The following is a 20,239-nucleotide window of genomic DNA, read 5'->3' on the forward strand; positions in this document are numbered from 1 at the left end:
CTGAATACCTCCCATTTCCTGGCCCTATTTTACCTTTTTGGTATGAATGCCTGTTTTATTTAACTTTTCATGATTTCTTGTCATTCTTTATCAAATAAATCCTGACTTTTGTTGATATTTGTATCCACCTTGTATGTTTTAACTCGATTTTACTATTTTAGCCTAAATTAAAAAAATCCACCTCTTTCCCCTACAATCGTATCCAACGCAGAAAAAGTGGCATGTAAAATCCAAAAAAATTTAGTTTTTCATGCCCCTTTTGTGTCTCTTGTTTCGATTGTAGGGGTGAAAGGAGGTGAGCGGAATGGCAGAACAACAAATGGTTGATTCACGGCTGCGCCTTATCCTGGATGATGGCGTTAATGAGGAGACTGGGGAGCAGCTTTATAGAACGAAAGGCTTCAACAATGTGAAGACGACAGCGACAGCCGATCAGCTATATTCGATTGCGACAGCTGTAACAGCATTGCAGGAGCGCCCGCTGGTGAACGTCGAACGAAATGATAGTTCCGAAATCAGCGAGGAGGAAGCATAAGCTTTCATTTCAACGGGCAACGGCTAGCTAATCCGGTGATCTGCATCTGTTTAAGACGTTCCAATTACCAAGGCAGCCGTTGTCCGCATTAAAAAGGGAGGAGGTGATAAAATGAAAAAGCTTGAATTAAAATTTTTAAATGAAGAGGGGAAGACGGTCACTTACTCATTGGAAAAACCGGTTGAGCCAGCAGATCCGGCAGCCATTAAAGCTGCGATGGATGAAATTATCTCCCAAAATGCATTCACATCATCAGGCGGTGATGTCGTATCCATTAAAGAAGCACGGATCGTCGAGCGAACTGTTGAGGAAATTGAATTGGATTAATGAGGTAACAGGCCAGCGTGGGGGGCGCTGGTCTGTCTGTTTATCCCGCTCAAATACTGAATGCCCCTGACATCGCAATAAATTCACGCACCGCATATGGCAAGTATTTATCCTTGTTCCAGATCATGCCGAGTTCCAGATTGACCACAGGCTTTGTGAACGGGATGGCTTTCAGCTGTTCATTGTCAATTTGACTGCAGATCCGGCCTGGCAATAACGCAACACCCAGTTTGGCTTCCACCATTTCAATCATGAAATCTTTTTGTGAGCTTTCACAGACGACTTTCGGTTCAAAACCGTAATGTGTGCATGCTTCCATAATCTTGTCGTGAAGCGAAAAGTCATGCCGGTATAAAATAAGTGGTTCGTATTCAATCTGGGAAAAGTCAATGGCTGTTTTGCCGGCTAATGGGTTATTTTTGTTCACCATAAGCTTTAAGGGGTCTTTTAATAGTTGAATGGTTTCAAGGTTTTCCTTTTGTGCCGGGAGATTGCAGATCAATCCAATATCAAGCTCGCCCTCACTGACGCCTTGACTGATTTTGTTGCTGCCGACTTCATTTAACAAAAGATCGATCGATGGATAGGTTTCTTTGTAGCGACTGATTAAGGTTGAAAAAAACGCGGCACCAATTATGGGGGGGATGCCGATTTTGATTTCTCCTTTTTTTAAATCAATGACATCATTGAGTTCGGACGTCAGATTGTCAAATGCATCAAGGACTTTTTTGGCATTGACCAGAAATGCCTGCCCTGCATCGGTCAGTTCCAGCTGATGTGCTCCCCGGTAAAAAAGCGGTGCATCAAGCTCATGTTCAAGGTTTTTGATCGTTTTGCTCAATGACGGCTGGGATATATGAAGCGTTTCAGCTGCCCTTGTAACATTCAGCTGCCGTGCTACTTCTGCAAAACATGTGATTTGCCTAATGTCCATTAAATAGGCACCCCTTCAATATCATAATATGTATGGTTATGCTTATTATACGTCAAGGTATAGCCAAAAGGAATAGTGTTTATGCAAAACATGTATTTTAGTTTTTGATGCGCTTACATTAGAATGATAGATGAATAATACAAAAGCGTAAGGGAACTTGCGTGATGACCTCGAAAAAAAGACAGTACTTTTTCTTCGTCAGCTGCATCGTTTTCGTAATTTTCTTGGTTCTGCTGCAGCATTTGCAGTAGTGCGTCCTGTAAGCGAAACTGGGCGTGGCTGTGATATTATAGGATACTTATTTTTATGTTTACCCAAAGAAGATCAAAGGGGAGGAATACGAATGAGAGAATATATCAAAACGGGCAATCTTCAAGTGGCCAAAGAACTTTATGATTTTGTCAATTCGGAGGCGCTTCCGGGGGCAGGGTTAGACCGAAAAATGTTTTGGAAGGATTTAGGAGAACTAGTGGCTGAATTGACGCCGAAAAATAAAGCATTGCTGGCTGAACGTGGTACGATGCAAAAGCAGATAGATCAATGGTACAAGGAAAACGATGTGATAGACTTTAATACGTACAAAGCTTTTCTGGAAGACATTGGTTATTTGGAGCCTGAGGTGGATGATTTTCAAATAACGACCGAAGATGTTGATGAGGTCATTACAAAACAAGCGGGGCCACAGCTTGTTGTACCGATTGATAACGCACGCTATGCCCTCAATGCCGCCAACGCACGCTGGGGATCCCTTTATGATGCGCTATACGGAACAGATGTGATCAGTGAGGATGGTGGTGCTGAGAAGACTGGTTCTTATAATCCTGTCCGCGGAGAAAAGGTCATCACATTCGCCAAACAGTTCCTTGATGAACATATACCACTTCATACAGCCTCTCATAAAGATGCCATCAGCTACACGATCAATGACGGAAAACTCGATGTTACACTTCAAAATGGCCAGACAACCAGACTTAAAGATGAAGACCAATTTACCGGATATCAAGGTCCTGCCAATAATCCCGAGACAATTTTGCTCAGGAATAATGGACTGCACGTCGAGATTCAAATCGATCCTGATCATCCGATTGGCAAAACGGACCAGGCAGGAGTTAAAGACATTTGTCTGGAGTCAGCAACAACAAGCATTATGGACTGCGAAGATTCGGTGACAGCAGTCGATGCCGAGGATAAAACGCTTGTGTACCGTAATTGGCTCGGTTTGAACAAAGGAGATTTGTCGGCCACGTTCATGAAAAATGGAAAGGAAGTGACCCGCGAATTAAATCCTGACCGTATTTATACAGGTCCGGACGGTGAGGAGGTAAAGCTGAGCGGCCGCGTGCTCATGTTTGTCCGCAATGTCGGTCATTTGATGACGAACAATGCAATTCTCGATGAAAATGGGAAAGAAATTTATGAGGGGATTATGGACGGTGTGTTCACGAGCTTAATGGCAAAGCACAGTCTATTGGGCAATGGCTCTCATCAGAATTCGCGGGCAGGCTCCGTTTATATTGTCAAACCGAAAATGCACGGCTCAAAAGAAGCGGCTTTTGCCAATGAATTATTTGATCGGATTGAAGATATGCTTGATATGCAGCGCAACACGCTGAAAATCGGCTTGATGGATGAAGAACGCCGCACAAGTCTGAACCTGAAAAATTGCATTCATGAAGTGCGCGAGCGTGTTGTTTTCATTAACACCGGTTTTCTGGATCGGACCGGTGATGAAATCCATACATCCATGGAAGCTGGTCCCATGATCCGGAAAGGTGAGATGAAAGCATCCATCTGGCTGAATGGTTATGAAAAGAATAATGTCAGCGTCGGCCTTGATGCCGGATTGAAAGGGAGAGCACAAATCGGCAAGGGCATGTGGGCGATGCCGGATTTAATGGCCGACATGCTCGAGCAAAAGAGCGGTCACCTGAAAGCAGGCGGCAATACTGCCTGGGTTCCGTCACCAACGGCCGCGACATTACATGCCCTTCATTATCATCAAATTGATGTGCGGAAGGTTCAGGGTGGGATTGAACAGCAAAGTGAAACATACCGGGATAATATTTTGCAGATTCCGGTTGCATGTGATGGGGACTGGTCTGATGATGAGGTTCAGGAGGAGCTTGATAACAGTGCTCAGACGTTGCTGGGCTATGTTGTGCGCTGGGTTGAGCAAGGAATCGGCTGTTCGAAAGTCCCTGATATTAACGATATTGCGCTTATGGAGGATCGTGCAACATTGCGCATTTCCAGTCAAATGCTCGCAAACTGGGTTTACCATGGTGTTTGTACCGAAGAACAGATGATGAACACGTTGAAGCGGATGGCAAAAGTTGTTGACAGACAAAATGCTGGTGATTCGGCATACCGACCAATGGCGCCCGATTATGATGACTCGGTCGCGTTCCAGGCAGCATGTGACCTTGTATTTAAGGGAAAAGAGCAGCCAAGCGGCTATACCGAACCGATTTTGCATCAGCGCCGTCTTGAGGCAAAAGAAAAGGATACACTCAACACGGTTAAACAAGGTGGCAGCTGACAATTTATGTGAGAGGGAGTTCCGCTGTAAGAAGCGGATTTCCCTCTTTTTCCTGTTGCTTCTATTTATTCAGCGAGGATCGATCGAATCGTGCCCAATCGATCGGGACCACCTTAGGTCGATCGAGCTGACCTTAAAAACGATCAAAAGGCACACGAATTCGATCGAATAATACCTAAGCTGATCGAGCATGGATTAAAGTCGATTGAGAATCTTCATAAGCCGATCAAACAATGGATTTAAGTGCATGTCATACGATTGGCAAATTCCAGACAGGAACAACAGTAGCGATTATTGTCGAACGTTATAGATGATCATCAAATCACAAAAATTTTTGGATTATTTAAAAAAATAACATTGACTTTGTTATATGACACTGGTTTACTAGAGACAAACCTGGTGGATGTGATATGTAAGTGGTCACATCTCACATAAGACGATAGCAGGGGAGAAAATGCATTACAGTTTTGTTATATAACAAGTCTTCAGTCGTACTTAAGGGAAAGGGGGATTCCCAATGATCACGCCGGCTATTGAATCGGTTGTGCCCAGAGAGCAAATTAAACAAAATAATGAAACGCATCATCCTTTGGGTAATAGCGGAATGCATATCATAGAAGCTTGTTCCGAGGAAGATATTTCAAATGTGCTTGCTTATGCGAACGACCATGATAAAACTGTCAATGTTATATCGGGCGGAACGAAGCAGGGTTATGGCGGCACAATGAAGCAAGCAGATATTTTGCTGTCGCTTGCCGGTTATAAAGGCATTGTGGAGCATTCGGTCGGTGATTTGACATTAACCGTAAGACCTGGAACGACATTAAAGGAAATTTCAGATCAACTGGCGGAAAAAGGTCAGTGTATCGCCCTTGATCCATCCTGGCCGGAACTCGCAACGATTGGCGGGATTGTCGCTGCAAATGACAGTGGTGCCAAACGGCTGCTTTACGGATCTGCCAGAGATCTGGTCATCGGAACAAGGATTGTCTACCCGGATGGACGTGTGATTCGTATGGGTGGCAAAGTCGTTAAAAACGTAGCTGGTTATGACATGAATAAACTGTTCATCGGGGCAATGGGTACACTTGGAGTCATGAGTGAAATTACGCTGAAGCTGCGACCGTTGCCGAAATATGAGGCGCTGTCACTGCTGCATTTTCCTGAAGGCGATGAAAAGAAGATTCATGATGTTGCAAAACGTATGCTGGACTCGATGATGGAGCCCGTATCACTTGAAGTATTGACGCCATCAACGGCTGAGAAATTAACCGGAAAAAAACTTCATACATTGGCGATCGCATTTGAAGACCAGGAAAATGCCGTCCGTGTACAGGAAAAATGGGTGACGGAACATTTGCCAGCAGGTGCCCGACAGACCGTGCTGTTTGAGGACGAAGCAAGAAAGTGGTGGGGTCAATTTCGCCAATTAGGTCCGAATGGTTACAACGATAGCGTACACAGCTTGGGTTTAAATGGCTATAAGGGAGGCATGTACGACACGGACCCCAACGCCAGCACGGAAAACTTGAGCCTCAACGATTCCAACAATACTACGGACGATTTGTACCCGGACGGCTACAACAATGAATCCACTGCAGCCAGCATACAAGCTACTGTGAAAATTGGCAGCCAGCCTTCCGATGTGCTCGGCATTCTGCAAAAAGCCGAACAACTTGCTGTCGTCCATCATATTTCAATTGATGCACATGGCGGCGCCGGACATGGGATTTCGCGTGTTTATGTTTATGGTCGGGCCGATGACGTCATCGCTTATATGAAAGCGCTTCGTTCAGAGGCAGAAAATAGACACGGGTATGCTGTTGGCACCCATTTGCCTTTCAACCTGAGAAAGATATTTGATGTATGGGGTGATAAGCCTGCTTACTTCGCATTATTGGAAGGGATTAAACAAACGAACGATCCGAAGAAAATATTGAACCGTCATCGGTTTGTAGGAGGTATTTAATATGGGTATAGGTCTAGCGGATATGCTGAACAAAGAAAAGACCGACCCGCCTTGCCAGACGAACACGTTGGGAAACTATCTTTGGGATGATGTTCCTGATGCAACGAAATGGGCTGATTGCGTTCACTGCGGCTTGTGCCTGGAAGCCTGTCCGACCTATCAGGAAACCGGTGAAGAACAGAACTCGCCACGGGGCCGTGTTTACTTAATTAAGTCTGTGGCAGAAGGCAAAATCAGTGTTGATGAAGCGTTTGCCGATCCGATTTTTAGCTGCCTTGACTGTCGAGCTTGTGAAACAGCTTGTCCGGCAAACGTTCAGGTCGGCGGGCTGATTGAAGAAGCACGCGGGCAAATCAATCAGGCGATGCCGGCATCAGGTGTTACCGGTACGTTTAAAAAGACGGTTCTGAACAAGTTTTTCCCACATCAGAAGCGGATGAATAAGCTCGGCGGCTTGATGCGATTTTACCAGAAAAGCGGTCTGCAGAAAGTGGCCCGAAAAACAGGAGTTCTCAACGTAATGCCGGATCATGTAAAGGACATGGAAGCCATTCTGCCGGAAACTGGAAAACCGGTCCTGGGCAGGTACCCGGATATCGTTCCGGCAGAAGGGGAGACAAAAGGACGTGTTGCTATCCTGACGGGCTGTATCATGGATGAAATGTTTAATGACGTCAACGAAGCAACCATCCGCGTTCTTACCCATAATAGCTATGAAGTCGCGCTTCCGCCGGATCAGGGCTGCTGCGGCGCACTTCACGTTCACGCCGGTGAGCGGAATACCGGAAAACAATTAGCTAAGCAGAACATTGAAGCGTTCAAAGACTACGATAAAATTCTGGTGAATGCGGCGGGATGCGGATGTGCGCTCCGGGAGTATGATGAGCTGTTCAGGAATGATCCGGAGATGATGCCGCTGGCGAAGGAATTTTCCGGGAAGGTTGAAGATATTACCAAATTTCTGTATGACATCGATTTCAAGCGTCCCCAATCTGAAGTCAACACAACCGTTACCTATCATGATGCCTGTCATTTGGCGCATGGGCAGGGCGTGCTCTCGGAACCAAGACAGATTTTGAATGACATCCCGGGTGTGGAGATGGTGGATCTGCCTGATGCGGACAGATGCTGCGGCAGTGCGGGTATTTATAACCTGACACACCCTGAAATGGCCGGCAAATTGCTTGACCGCAAAATTGAGGACGTGCCGGACAATATCGACATGATTTCCATGGGTAACCCCGGCTGTATGCTACAGATTGCGATGGGTGTGCAAAAATATGGGCGAAGTGCGCAAGTCGTCCATACCGTCCAGCTTCTTGACTGGGCGTATGAAAAAGATAAACAGAAAGCACATGAATACGAGTTGTAATCATCAAATGGAAAGCGGGTGAACAGGATGTTTCGAAAAAAACAAACCAAGCAAAGGCCGGATGCCGCTGCACAGCTGTTAATGGACATTGTCGGGGAAGAAAACGTCCTTTATTTGAAGGAGGATCTCATTTCCTACGAGTGTGATGGCTATACAATGGAGAGAGGTATGCCGCGGGCGGTTGTGTTTGTGCGGAATACACAGCACGTGTCAGATGTTGTGAAGCGATTAAATGAACTCGGAGTCCCTTACATTGCACGTGGAGCGGGAACGGGTTTAAGTGGCGGTGCGACACCATTGGGCGGTGAGGTGATCATCAGTCTTGTCCGCATGAAACGGCTGCTCCACCTAGATCTGGAAAATCGCAAGGCCGTTGTCGAACCGGGCTATATTAACCTGAAACTGACCCAGTCGATTTCCGATAAAGGCTACTATTACGCACCCGATCCGTCAAGTCAGAATGCGTGCACGATTGGCGGCAATGTCGCCGAAAACTCCGGCGGCGCCCATTGTCTGAAATATGGTGTTACGACCAATCATATTTTGGGGCTTGAAGTCGTACTGCCGAATGGGGAGATAATTGAAATCGGAAAAGAAGGTATTCCGGATCAGCCCGGGTACGATTTGCTTGGCCTCCTCACCGGATCTGAAGGGACACTTGGCATTGTGACCCAAATTACCGTGAACATATTGAAAAATCCTGAAGGAAAGAAAACGGTCCTTGCTTATTTTGACGACATTGATGATGCGAGTCAGGCAGTGTCGGATATTATTGCGGGAGGTATCATCCCGGCAGCACTGGAAATGATGGATGAGATCGCGATTGAAGGAGTCGAATCAGCCGCCTATCCGGTCGGGCATCCACGCGATATTGCGGCATTTTTACTGATTGAAGTCGATGGGATCGCAGCCGGGATTGATGCCCAGATTGACGATATTTTGACCGTGTGCAAAAGCAATCATGTCCGTAAAGTGAAAGTGGCCAAAGATGAGGCAGAGCGGAGCCTCTGGTGGGCGAACCGCAAAATGGGTTTTGGGGCGATGGGGGCGATTTCACCCGACTACCTTGTTCAGGATGGGGTTATTCCAAGAACACGCCTGCCAGAAGTGCTTGCACGAATTAATGCCATCAGCCGGAAGTACGAACTGCGGATTGCGAATATTTTTCATGCGGGCGATGGCAATCTACATCCGCTTATATTGTTTGATGCCAATATTCCCGGCGAAAGTGAGCGAGCTGCAAAAGCGGGATCGGAGTGTTTGCAGGTATGTGCAGATGTTGGCGGCTCGATTACCGGTGAACATGGTGTTGGCATTGAAAAATCAGCTGAAATGCATTTTATTTTCAGTGACGAGGAAATGGCAGCACAAACGGCCATCCGGCATGTTTTCAATCCACATGACATGCTGAATCCCGGGAAACTGTTCCCTGAGCCCGGCCGTTGCGCTGAAGTAAAACAGGATATGAAAACAGCGAGTGTTTAATGACTGACTGAGATGGGGCTTTACCCATCTCAATATTTCGAAACAGGGAGTGAATGCATTGAAGTTTATCAGATTCAAACATAAGAATGAACCAACCATTATACAGGGGATTATAACAGATATCGGCATTAAGCCAATTGAAGGTGATATGTATGCTGATTGGAAAATAGCAGGTGAGCTCTATAATCCGGAAGAGATTGAAATTTTGGAACCGCTTACGCCGAGACATGTGATTGGCATCGGGGCAAACTATGTCGGTAAATGGGAGGATTTACCCACTGATGTGCCTGAACTGCCGGTGTTTTTCTATAAACCGGTTTCGTCTGTTATTGGAAGTGGAACGTCAATTGTCATACCACAAGGAATAGACGAGGTGAAATTCGAATCGGAACTGGCAGCTGTTATTGGGAAAACGGCTAGTCAAATTACAGAGATAGAAGCAGCTGATTATATTTTTGGCTATACGGTGGCCAATGATGTGACGGCGCCGCAATTTTTCCATGAAGATGGGCACTGGATGATCGGCAAGTCATTTGATACGTTCACCCCACTTGGTCCCTGTATCGAAACAGAAATTGACCCGGATAGTATCAGGGTTGAAGCGTATTTGAATGGTGATAAAAAGCAGGAAAGTCCAACAACGCATATGATTGTTCCGATGCGAAAAATGATCGCTTACTTATCTAGTGTGATGACACTGGAACCTGGTGATGTTATCTTGACTGGAAGTCCGCTTGGTGCAGAAATGATGCGGGCCGGGGATGAAATCGTCTGTCAAATTGACGGCATCGGAGAACTTCCTAACCCTGTCGAACAAAAAGCGAATGTGCGTTTACGGTAGGCTGACTGTCTGTCCACGATGATCTCGTACAGACGTTATCTTGCCGTTAGCGATAGATTCAATATGAAAAAGGGAGGAATTTACATTGGGGAATGGAATCTTAGCTTTTCTCGCTTTGCTTCCGATTATCGTTGTTGCTGTGTTTCTTGTCGGTTTAAAATGGCCGGCAAGTAAAGCTATGCCGATTTCCTTCATTGTGGCAGTTCTGTTGGCTCTCTTTGTCTGGGACGTCGCATTTCCGCAGGTCGCCGCTGCTTCTGTCAACGGTCTGATCGTTGCTGTCACGCTTTTATTTATTATTTTTGGTGCGATACTGCTATTGAATACCCTGCAGGAAAGCGGCGGACTCCATACCATTCGGCGCGGCTTTACAGATATTACACCGGATCGCCGCATTCAAGTCATTATTATTGCATGGCTGTTCGGTTCTTTTATTGAAGGATCAGCAGGATTTGGAACACCGGCCGCTGTTGCTGTGCCATTAATGGTAGGGCTCGGTTTTCCGGCTATGGCGGCCGTTGTCTCCGGTATGGTGATTCAGAGCACGCCCGTATCATTCGGGGCAGTTGGAACGCCAATCATCGTAGGGGTAGGTTCAGGTGTTGAGCCGCTGACCCAGATCTCGGATGTTTCAGGTTTTGTCTTTGGGGTTGCCGGAAAGATTGCGTTGGTTCATGCCATTGCGGGTATCTTAATTCCGCTATTTTTAGTAGGAATCCTGACACGGTTTTTCGGGAAAAATAAATCGTTCAGTGAAGGGCTGCAGGTGTGGAAGTTCGCCATTTTTGCATCATTGGCCATGACGTTACCGTATGTTTTGGTGGCTTATTTGCTGGGTCCTGAATTTCCGGCATTGATCGGCGGCTTAATCGGGTTACTCATTGTCGTTCCGGCTGCGAAAAAAGGTTTCCTGATGCCAAAAAAGGATCAGTATTGGGATTTCGAGCCTAAAGACCGCTGGGACCCGCTTTGGAATGGCAAGGTGGAATTGAAACAAAGTGATATTAATGCAGGAAAAATCAGCATGTGGCGGGCATGGACACCATATGTGCTGATTGCCGTCCTTTTGCTTGTTTCAAGGTTGACAGTCGTGGGGGACTGGCTCCAGTCTGTTAATCTGACACTGCCGCATATTTTTGGAACGGATATCACAGCTGAATGGGAAATCCTGTTTTCGCCGGGCTTTATTTTCATCGTTGTTGCCGTATTGACATACTTCATGCATGGCATGAAAGGTTATGAATTTGCCAGCGCCTGGAAAGACTCCGGGAAAACAATGATTTCGGCCAGTACAGCACTTGTCTTTACGGTTCCAATGGTGCAAGTCTTTTTGAACACTGACGGCGGTGCAGCTGGATTTCAGGAAATGCCGCTTGTACTCGCCGAAGCTGTTGCTGATTTGGCAGGCTCCGTATATCCAATCTTTGCAACCTTTATTGGAGGACTCGGAGCATTTGTGGCCGGCAGCAACACGATTAGCAATATGATGTTTTCCCTCTTTCAATTCGGTGTCGGTGAACGGATTGGCGGTGACCCGACGTGGATGGTTGCCCTGCAGGCGGTTGGCGGTGCAGCCGGGAATATGATTTGCGTGCACAATGTGGTTGCCGCATCAGCTGTTGTCGGCCTTGTCGGAAAAGAAGGACACGTCATACGCAAAACGTTGATTCCGTTTGTTTATTATGCACTGCTGGCAGGCTCAATCGGCTATTCGATTATGTGGACGGCGGATAAAGGTATTTTCAACATCGGATCGATTTTGGCAATCATTATTTGGGGAATTGCGATTTACTTCATTGCAACGAATAATAAGCGTTTGGCAGCGCTTGATAAGAAGAATATTGCTTAGGGAAGGTAAACAATCATTGTCAGCTGCGAGCATTTCTCGCGGGTAAACGATACCGTATGACTTAATTAGCATGGACACGTGGATCAACCGGATTCACGTGTTTTTTTGGTCAAGGATAACCTGATGTTATTTTATGTTCAAAAACATCACCGAATTGACGGAAAAACTTTTAATTATCATAACGTCATCGACATGTAACCTAGTCTTGTATCGACAAGATCGGGTATTTTTTAGATAAAAAAATCGTTATTTCGATAAAAAACGAAAAAAGTACTAGTACAAAGGTTAGGTAAAATATAGAAAATTAAGAATAATGAAACCAAAGTTGTATAGACGACTATATTTTAAATTGGTAGTCTTAGTTTAACAATATTATTAGTTTAATCCCTCTCTTTTATCCAAGCTGTTTTTGATGCCGTTTCTATCATCCAATCATCCATTTTAATCTATTAACGCGTCTATGAATCTGGTTAATGACGGTCCATTTATCGTATCACATTACTTGTGGGAAGGTGTTAATAGCATGAAAATCCACCGTTCAGCAAAACAGAACCAAAGCATGAAAAAAAGCTATTCCAACATAATCTTTAAAATGTTCGCCCTGATATACTTATTATTTTGCATCGCTTTGCTGCTTACTTCACCAACTACTGCCTATTTTAATAGTTTTGAAAACGCTTCCTATACCATTTCGGCTGCTGATAACTTTCGTGAAAGCACGAAAGAAACTGAATCCTCTGATGGCGATTCAGACAGTATTCAAACATCTGTACAACAGGAAGAACAGCCAAAAGATATAAGCGCCGAGCAAAAAAAGAAGGAAGATCATCATAACGATGCCAAATCCGCTGAACAATCTGAGCAGGACACAACAAAAGAAACTGAGGAGACAGAAGAGTCAGATCCTTCTTCAAAAGCTGACCGTGAGGAATCAGAGGAAATGGCAAATAGCGAGGAACAATCGAAAACTTCCGAAACCAATGTCGAAAAAACGTCGGCATCAAAACAGGATCGGAGTGATGTCAATGAGCAGGCAGAAAATCCTGAAAGTAATTAGCCGCATCACCACGTATCTATTATTTGTTTTGTTCATAGTAACCGTGTTTATGGTGATTTCGTTCAGAGCGTCGGGAGGAGAAGCAGACCTTTTTGGTTATCAGTTCAAATCGGTCTTGTCAGGCTCGATGGAACCTGAGATACAAACAGGTTCCATTATATCCATCGAATTGGGCGGTGATATGACACGTTTTGAAGAAGGGGATGTGATTACTTATAGAACCCAGGATCATATGCTCATTACGCATAGAGTCGTTCAAGAGATGGAAGACGGTCAGCAATATATGACCAAAGGGGACAATAACGAAGAAGCTGATTCAGAGCCGGTGCTTGCTCAAAATGTTGTCGGAAAATATACAGGATTCACTGTACCGTATGTCGGTTATGTGATGAATTTTGCAAATACACCACAAGGTGCAGCACTGCTACTCATCTTACCCGGCCTTTTTCTGGTAGGTTATTCGGTCGTTACCATCTGGCGCGTGTTGGGGCAAGTCGAAGGTTCAAAAAACAAAGGAGCAGCGGAAAAGCACTAAAAACAGGTTGCAATGCCCATAGATACCCATTCTATGAGGCGTTCAAATAAACATCCCTGTATCATGGGGAAAAATATGAAGGAGGTATACAAATGGGTATTAAAAAACAATTAGGCATGGGCGTGATGTCAGCAGCGCTCGGATTATCATTAATCGGGGGAGGGACATATGCGTATTTCAGCGACAGTGAGACAACAAACAACACATTTGCAGCCGGAACCCTTGATCTGGCTGTAGAACCGACGCAAGTGATTGACGTCGACAATATACAACCTGGTGAGTCCATGACCCGCGATTTTGAACTGCAAAATAACGGTTCACTGGCGATCGACAAGGTATTGTTGGAAACGGATTATTCGGTAATAGATGCGGAAGGTGACAACACAGATGACTTTGGAAATCATATTGAGGTCGAGTTTTTATACAACGCTGATAAACTGGATGAAGTGATTTATCAAACAACGTTAGCTGAGCTGAAAGACTTGACACCCGAAGCAGTCAATGAGCATGTTTTCGATCCATTGCTTGGCGAGGATGGACTTGAGCCTGATACGCTCGATGACCTCGTCGTCAAGTTTAATTTTATCGATAACGGAGAAGATCAAAACCAATTCCAGGGCGATTCTCTAAATCTGGAGTGGACATTTAATGCACAACAAGCAGCAGAAGATGAAAGCTGACATCTGACTTGGACAAGAGGAGACAGGACAAACCTGTCTCTTTCTTGTAAAGGATAAAAATACGGACGGTTATCCAGTGGAAACGATATCGTAATCCTGACAAATGCCGTCTCCTTTTCGTATTCATTTGTAGGGATGAGCACTTGTTTGCGGACGATTATTTTTTGCCACTTATGCTCATTATTTGATTGAAAAATGGCCGTTAGATTGATAGACCTTGACCTTGTAGTGAAGCGTGTTACAGGGATACTGCTCATTTCACATGATCGTCAAAAATCTTTTCGTCCTTACGTTCAATTGATCATAAACGATCGTTAGTATTTTGCAGAAATTTACATTTTAAGACGCGTGGCATAAAAAAATCATAATGAGAGGAGAGCGTAAAAAATGAAGAGATTGGTTCCGATTCTAAGTTGCTTGCTGATGCTTGTTCTGCTTCTTACAGCACCGGTCTCGGCCTTTGGACAGTCATCATTGGCCCAACAAGGTATGAAACCTTCTGATGATCAGGATGGCAATGTTGATCAGGAGATGGTTCAGCAAATGGTTACCCAAATGGATCCTGAAGAAAAAATTGGACAGCTCGTGATGCCATCCACTCACGATAACGACCAGAACATGCCGAATGAAGACACAAGAGAGCTGATTCAAGAATATAAAGCAGGATCTGTGATTATTTACGGAAACCGCGACGCCAGTACTACGGCTCAATATAATAACCAACTCCAGGAATGGGCGTCGGAAACACGTATGAATATCCCGTTATTTTCAACGGCTGATCTTGAATACGGTGTCAATCAGCATGTCACAGATGCTACCGCATTTCCACGCCAAATGGGGATCGCTGCGACAAGAGATTTAGAAGCGGCCGAGGAGATGGCAAGCGTCACGGCGCAGGAAATGAAAGCGACAGGATTTAACTGGAATTACTCCCCGCTTGCTGATGTGAATACCAATCCTAACAATCCGGTTATAGGCGTAAGATCATTTGGAGAAAACACAGAACTTGTTTCGAACATGACCGTTGCGCAAGTGGAAGGGTATCAGGAAAACGGTGTACTTTCCACACCAAAGCATTTTCCGGGACATGGCGATACGAGTGAAGACTCGCATCATGATCTTCCTGCCGTTACGTATGACCGGCAAACATTGGAAGAAGTCCATCTTCCGCCCTTTCAAGCTGCTATCGATGCTGGCGCTGACTCGATTATGACCTCTCATGTCATCATTGAAGCCATTGATCCAGAGCTTCCGGCAACATTGTCAGAAGATGTTTTGACCGGCTTGCTTCGAAATGAGATGGGTTTTGACGGGATCATCGTAACGGATGCTATGTCCATGGATGCCATTGATGAGCAGTGGGGCGCAGGAGAAGCTGCTGTAATGGCTGTTCAGGCAGGAGCCGATATCATCATGGCGACAGGGTCGATTAATGATCAAAAAGAAACGTTTGAAGCCCTGTTAGCAGCCTATGAATCCGGCGAACTTTCACAGGAGCGCGTTGACGAATCCATTGAGCGGATTTTAGCCAAAAAAGTCATGTATGGGCTATTTAATCATCGCTATGTTGATCCTCAGGAAGCAACAGATGTCGTGAATACGGAATCCCACAAAGAACTGGCAGAAAGCATGGCGCAGGACTCGATGACACTTGTGAAAAATGACAATACGCTGCCTTTTGATGCTGAATCCAATGAATCGACTTTTGTCGTTGGTCCTGAAATATACAACCAAAGTTATTACATTGAAGATATAGCTGATGCCGTTCAGGAGAAAACAAACGGGGCAGTCGAACGTTTCGTCACGTCTGAAAATCCATCCGACAGTGAAATTGATGAAGCTGTCCAGCAAGCCGAACAGGCAGATCGCGTCATCGTACCAACATTTTCTGCCAGCGAACTCGCTGAAGGTCAAAGCCAATTGGTTAATGCCCTTGAGGGAATAGATACTCCAATTGCATCCATATCTTTAGGCCTTCCATATGACATTAAAGAATACCCTGATGTGGATGCCCACATCGCGACTTATGCGATTGAAAGATGGGGCTCGGCAGTTCCGGTTTCCTGGAAAGCCGCGGTTGATGTCATCTACGGCGCAAACCCGGGCGGCAAACTTCCGGTAACCATTGAAGGCCACTATGAATTTGGCCACGGGGAACATTACGAGCCTGCGTCGCCTGAAAGTGCAGAAGATATCAAATCGGTTGTTGAACAGTTGGAGGATGAAGGTGCATTTGCAAGCGATACGGCTCCGCGTGCGTTAAAGCGTCATTTGACAGCTGTAAGCCATTATGAAGATCAAGAAGCAGCTGAAAAAGTAATCAAACACATGCAAGGTTTTAAAGAATTGCTGGACCATCAGCAAAACAATGATCTGATTTCAGATGAAGCTTTCAATCTTCTTCAGTCTCAAACTGATGCATTAATTGAAAAATGGGAAACAGCTAACTTTGATTCAGAAAGGGCAATGGCCCATCTCCAGCATTTAAGTGAAGACATTGGAGCACGGGTTGCCGGCACCGAGGAAGAAAAGGCAGCTTCTGAGTATATAAAAGAGGAATTTGAAAAGCTTGGATACAATGTTTCCACCCAAACGTTTGATATTCGCGACAATGAGCAATCTCAGAACGTCATGGCAGTTAAAGAAGCTCAGGACATTGAGAATCCTGAAATTGTGTATGTCACCGCCCACTATGACAGTTTGTCAGGTTCTCCAGGAGCAAACGATAATGGATCGGGAACGGCGGCCCTCCTTGAATTAGCCAGCGTGATGAAGGACAAGCCGGCAGATAAAGAGATTCGTTTTGTTGCCTTTGGTGCAGAAGAAGCCGGTTTGGTAGGTTCTCAACACTATGTCAATCAGTTGTCCGAGGAAGAGATTAATAGAAGTGCTGCCAACTTTAACTTGGATATGGTTGGAACGAATTGGGAACAGGCATCCCAGCTTCATGTCAGTACCGTTGACGGCGAATCAAACATGGTATGGGAATCTGCAGATTTAGCCGCCGAAAGATTGGAATTGGATGATGATAGATTGACGCTTCATCAATTAGGCAGATCTGATCATGTTTGGTTCCATCAGGCGGGTATTGATTCAGCCCTCTTCATCTGGATGGAACCGGGAACAGAACCGGGTCAAGCAGGTGTTGAACCTTGGTACCATTCTCCTGAAGATACTATTGATCGCGTCAGTCCTGAAAAAATTCAAATGGTTGGCGATTTAATAGATTCCGCCATTTCTGATTTGAATGTTAATCATGAGCAGGAGACAGAGGCTTTAGCCAGCTGATAAAAAACGGCAGCCGTTTTTTTCATCTCCCTAGAGCGGCTGCTTTTTAACCATCATGATGGGAAGCTGAGAGCTATTTTTCATCAAACTCGCAGATTAAGATTCTATCAAGCTATAATGCTCTTTCCCCGGTTATGGCAATCGATCTTACCGGGCGTCCGATTGCTTCATTTTTAAAGAGAAAGGAGAAAGAAAATGTATCCAATGAAAAAGCCATTTTTATATACGCTGTTCTTTGTACTCATGATGGCTATAATTGCTTTTATGCCTTTGTCCGGAACGGTTCAGGCGGATGAAACACCATACAATCCGGTTCCGTATGATGAAATCTATCCTATTCTTGAACAGCATGAAGCGGAGAGTGACCGTGTGTCGATTGAAGTAATCGGCCAGTCCTCGATGGGTCATGATCTGTACAGTGTGGTTATTTCTGAGCCTGATGACGATCTGGAGCAAATTAAAGCGATGCGGCAAGAAATGATTGATAACCCTGAGGAGGCTGCAGATTTTATCGAAGACAATCCTGATTTTAAAGTCCCGTTTATGATTAACGGATCAATACATGGTAATGAATATCCCGGTACTGATGCTGTGCTGCAGCTCATTGACCGGTTTGCCCACGAACATGACGATACGACAGAGCACATTCTTGACCATAACATTCTTGTTTTCAATGTCGTTGTCAATCCGGATGGCCGTATTTTAGGGACAAGGCAAAATGGGGAAGGATTTGATCTAAACCGTGACCACGTGACGCTATCACAACCGGAAGCGGCGGCAAATATCGAGCTAATTACAGAATGGAATCCGATGGTTCAGCTTGATTTGCACGGTTTCGTGAATCGATCAGATGACTATCCAGGCCTTATCGAACCGACGACTGGACCACACAATCCCAACTATGAACACGACTTATATCTGGAATACGCTTTGGATCAGGCTAAAGCGATGGAAGCAGAACTCGTCGAAAATAAACAAGATTATGAAACCGACCTGTATCAAAATATGAAAGGCACCCATATTCCATATCGGGATGCCGAGGACGGATGGGATGATTACCCGCCGATTTTCACACCTATGTATGCAATGCTTCACGGTGTATATGGTCATACGCTCGAAACACCGACGAACAGTGTGGATGGTGCCAAGTGGCATTATGATGCGGTGATGGGTGCGCTGGAATTTGCATCTGACAACAAAATCGACATGACTAAAAATCAGCTGGAAATTTTTAGACGAGGGATCCAATTTGACCATCCTGAGCATGAGGATGGATTTTTCCCGAAAGCATATGTGCTGCCTGTTGACGAAACAGATCCTACCACAACAGAAAAGGCTGTAAACAACCTTCTCATGCACGATGTTGAGGTTATGAAAGCCGACGAGACATTTATGGCTGACGGCGAACAATATGATGAAGGGACGTATATTGTTCCATTGGACCAGGCAAAGGCAAGCCTAGCCAATACACTTCTTTGGGACGGTGAAGATATTAGTGATCAGGCAAGTGCCATGTACGATATTTCAGCTTGGAATTTACCGGAATTGTGGGGATTTGATGCGATCCCGACAGATTCATCTATTGATGTGCCGGCTGAAGGCGCAGAGGAGCTTGATATAGAAGGTGAATTAATTGGCGAAGGACCATATGAGGTGACAAACAGTTCAGTTGCAGCTATGGCACTGGTCAATGAGCTGATCCAGGACAATTTTTCGGTTTATAAAGGGAAAAATGGACATTTTTATATAGATAGCGGTCATGAGAACACACTGCATCAGGTTGTAGAAGAATCCGGCATCACTGTGAAAACAGCATCAATACCTGAAGATGCAAAAGAGCTGGATAATGTTAATGTTGCCGTGTTAAAAGATGGCGGTCAGCATGGCATCAGGACGGCACTTGAACAACTCGGATTTGAAGTGGAGGAGATGGAGCCTCCACAGATCTCAGAAAACGGGTTAGGTGGTTACGACGTGCTGGTGGTGAACGGATCCGGTGTGGGTGACAGCGAAGCGTATAAGCAAAACATCCAGGCGTTTTTAGCTGACGGCGGAAAATATATTGCTATTGGTGCGAGTGCTTCCAGCAGGGCCGCTGAACTCGGATTAACAGATGCTGGTATTCATACCGGCCAGTGGAATAGTAACGGCGTTGTCAACGTGGATTACAAGGATACATCGTTAACCGCTGGATACAATGAACAGGATATCGGTTTTGTTTACAATCCCGTCTGGTATAGGAATGTAGCAGATGATCGCGTGATAGCATCTTTTGCAGATCAAGACTTTTTTAAAGCCGGATTTTGGAAGAATTCAGAAGCTGCACAAGGCCAGTCTGTCATGATAAAAGGGAATCATCAAGGCGTCACGTTGCTGGGACTGGAGATTGGATTCAGAGCTCATCCGGAATATTTGTACAGAATGCTTTCCAATGCGATTTATCCGGGAGAAGAGACGATTCTGACAACTGCATCAGGCATGAAGGAACGGGTTGAACGGTATGAAAATGACGGAGAGTTTGAGAATAGTGGCGCTGCTCGCGCATTAAATGCTCATTTGACTGCTGTCAGCCATTTTGAAGAACAGGAAGCAGCGGAAAAGGTCATCAAACATGTCGAAGGGTTCCAAGATTTACTCGATCATCAGCAGACGAACAATTTGATTTCTGAAAAGGCTTATAATGTCCTCAAACATGATGCTGATGCGCTAATTGAGAAGTGGCAATAGCTTCAAAGCTTTGAAGGATCAAAAGTTCTCCCTTTGATAGGACAACAGCCTGTCACAGGGGACCTTATACACAGATTTGATAAATTGTGCAGGGTAGACAA

At 45.2% G+C, this 20,239-nt stretch carries 14 protein-coding genes; 13 read left to right on the forward strand and 1 reads right to left on the reverse strand.

Annotated elements, in window-relative coordinates; genetic code table 11:
* Nucleotides 1–304 precede the first annotated feature (304 nt).
* Together BM195_RS07095 and BM195_RS07100 are read left to right on the forward strand one after the other, a co-directional pair.
* Nucleotides 305–535, forward strand: a complete 231-nt coding sequence (locus BM195_RS07095; RefSeq protein WP_090235791.1) for a DUF1659 domain-containing protein — start codon at nt 305–307, stop codon at nt 533–535.
* A gap of 111 nt (nt 536–646) precedes the next feature.
* The gene (locus BM195_RS07100) at nt 647–862 is read left to right on the forward strand and encodes a DUF2922 domain-containing protein (RefSeq protein WP_090235794.1); all 216 of its coding nucleotides are present in this window, start codon (nt 647–649) and stop codon (nt 860–862) included.
* A gap of 49 nt (nt 863–911) precedes the next feature.
* On the opposite strand, the gene BM195_RS07105 is transcribed toward BM195_RS07100, so the two are convergent.
* On the reverse strand, nt 912–1,796 hold the full coding sequence (locus tag BM195_RS07105; protein ID WP_090235800.1) for a LysR family transcriptional regulator: 885 nt from the start codon (nt 1,794–1,796) through the stop codon (nt 912–914).
* Nucleotides 1,797–2,139: 343 nt separating this feature from the next.
* On the opposite strand from BM195_RS07105, the gene BM195_RS07110 reads away from it, so the two are divergent.
* The 11 genes from BM195_RS07110 (at nt 2,140) to BM195_RS07160 (ending at nt 20,138) form a co-directional block, all read left to right on the forward strand.
* Nucleotides 2,140–4,335 carry a malate synthase G gene (locus BM195_RS07110; RefSeq protein WP_090235803.1) on the forward strand — a complete coding sequence of 732 codons (2,196 nt, stop codon included), beginning with the start codon at nt 2,140–2,142 and terminating at the stop codon, nt 4,333–4,335.
* Between the two features lie 517 nt (nt 4,336–4,852).
* Nucleotides 4,853–6,304: an FAD-binding oxidoreductase gene (locus BM195_RS18515; protein WP_244535692.1), complete on the forward strand. Its 1,452-nt coding sequence runs from the start codon at nt 4,853–4,855 to the stop codon at nt 6,302–6,304.
* A gap of 1 nt (nt 6,305) precedes the next feature.
* Nucleotides 6,306–7,676 carry a (Fe-S)-binding protein gene (locus BM195_RS07120; protein WP_425283899.1) on the forward strand — a complete coding sequence of 457 codons (1,371 nt, stop codon included), beginning with the start codon at nt 6,306–6,308 and terminating at the stop codon, nt 7,674–7,676.
* A 27-nt stretch (nt 7,677–7,703) separates the two neighbouring features.
* A complete protein-coding gene (locus tag BM195_RS07125; protein ID WP_170848182.1) occupies nt 7,704–9,161 on the forward strand; it encodes an FAD-linked oxidase C-terminal domain-containing protein in 1,458 nt (485 codons plus the stop codon).
* 58 nt (nt 9,162–9,219) lie between these two features.
* Nucleotides 9,220–10,002, forward strand: coding sequence for a fumarylacetoacetate hydrolase family protein (locus BM195_RS07130; RefSeq protein WP_244535693.1), 783 nt, complete (start codon nt 9,220–9,222; stop codon nt 10,000–10,002).
* Between the two features lie 85 nt (nt 10,003–10,087).
* Entirely contained in the window at nt 10,088–11,851 is a 1,764-nt protein-coding gene (locus tag BM195_RS07135; RefSeq protein ID WP_090235804.1) for an L-lactate permease, read from the forward strand.
* Nucleotides 11,852–12,374: 523 nt separating this feature from the next.
* Nucleotides 12,375–12,908, forward strand: coding sequence for a SipW-dependent-type signal peptide-containing protein (locus BM195_RS07140; RefSeq protein ID WP_090235807.1), 534 nt, complete (start codon nt 12,375–12,377; stop codon nt 12,906–12,908).
* Nucleotides 12,877–13,443 carry a signal peptidase I SipW gene (sipW, locus tag BM195_RS07145; protein ID WP_090235810.1) on the forward strand — a complete coding sequence of 189 codons (567 nt, stop codon included), beginning with the start codon at nt 12,877–12,879 and terminating at the stop codon, nt 13,441–13,443. The genes BM195_RS07140 and sipW overlap by 32 nt, the downstream gene beginning before the upstream one ends.
* Nucleotides 13,444–13,535: 92 nt before the next feature.
* Nucleotides 13,536–14,123 carry a CalY family protein gene (locus BM195_RS07150; protein WP_090235812.1) on the forward strand — a complete coding sequence of 196 codons (588 nt, stop codon included), beginning with the start codon at nt 13,536–13,538 and terminating at the stop codon, nt 14,121–14,123.
* A 387-nt stretch (nt 14,124–14,510) separates the two neighbouring features.
* On the forward strand, nt 14,511–17,411 hold the full coding sequence (locus tag BM195_RS07155) for a glycoside hydrolase family 3 N-terminal domain-containing protein (RefSeq protein ID WP_090235816.1): 2,901 nt from the start codon (nt 14,511–14,513) through the stop codon (nt 17,409–17,411).
* A gap of 195 nt (nt 17,412–17,606) precedes the next feature.
* A complete protein-coding gene (locus BM195_RS07160; protein ID WP_090235820.1) occupies nt 17,607–20,138 on the forward strand; it encodes an FIMAH domain-containing protein in 2,532 nt (843 codons plus the stop codon).
* The last annotated feature ends 101 nt before the right edge of the window (nt 20,139–20,239 follow it).

The organism is Lentibacillus halodurans (genome assembly GCF_900112045.1).
In the GTDB taxonomy this organism is placed as follows: domain Bacteria; phylum Bacillota; class Bacilli; order Bacillales; family Amphibacillaceae; genus Lentibacillus; species Lentibacillus halodurans.

Bases quoted from the DNA above. Each gene is read 5' to 3' on its own strand.
- BM195_RS07110 (WP_090235803.1), top strand. From the start codon at position 2,140: ATGAGAGAATATATCAAAACGGGCAATCTTCAAGTGGCCAAAGAACTT.
- BM195_RS07140 (WP_090235807.1), top strand. From the start codon at position 12,375: ATGAAAATCCACCGTTCAGCAAAACAGAACCAAAGCATGAAAAAAAGC.
- BM195_RS07095 (WP_090235791.1), top strand. From the start codon at position 305: ATGGCAGAACAACAAATGGTTGATTCACGGCTGCGCCTTATCCTGGAT.
- BM195_RS07150 (WP_090235812.1), top strand. From the start codon at position 13,536: ATGGGTATTAAAAAACAATTAGGCATGGGCGTGATGTCAGCAGCGCTC.
- sipW (WP_090235810.1), top strand. From the start codon at position 12,877: ATGAGCAGGCAGAAAATCCTGAAAGTAATTAGCCGCATCACCACGTAT.
- BM195_RS18515 (WP_244535692.1), top strand. From the start codon at position 4,853: ATGATCACGCCGGCTATTGAATCGGTTGTGCCCAGAGAGCAAATTAAA.
- BM195_RS07160 (WP_090235820.1), top strand. From the start codon at position 17,607: ATGTATCCAATGAAAAAGCCATTTTTATATACGCTGTTCTTTGTACTC.
- BM195_RS07125 (WP_170848182.1), top strand. From the start codon at position 7,704: ATGTTTCGAAAAAAACAAACCAAGCAAAGGCCGGATGCCGCTGCACAG.
- BM195_RS07120 (WP_425283899.1), top strand. From the start codon at position 6,306: ATGGGTATAGGTCTAGCGGATATGCTGAACAAAGAAAAGACCGACCCG.
- BM195_RS07155 (WP_090235816.1), top strand. From the start codon at position 14,511: ATGAAGAGATTGGTTCCGATTCTAAGTTGCTTGCTGATGCTTGTTCTG.
- BM195_RS07105 (WP_090235800.1), bottom strand. From the start codon at position 1,796: ATGGACATTAGGCAAATCACATGTTTTGCAGAAGTAGCACGGCAGCTG.
- BM195_RS07100 (WP_090235794.1), top strand. From the start codon at position 647: ATGAAAAAGCTTGAATTAAAATTTTTAAATGAAGAGGGGAAGACGGTC.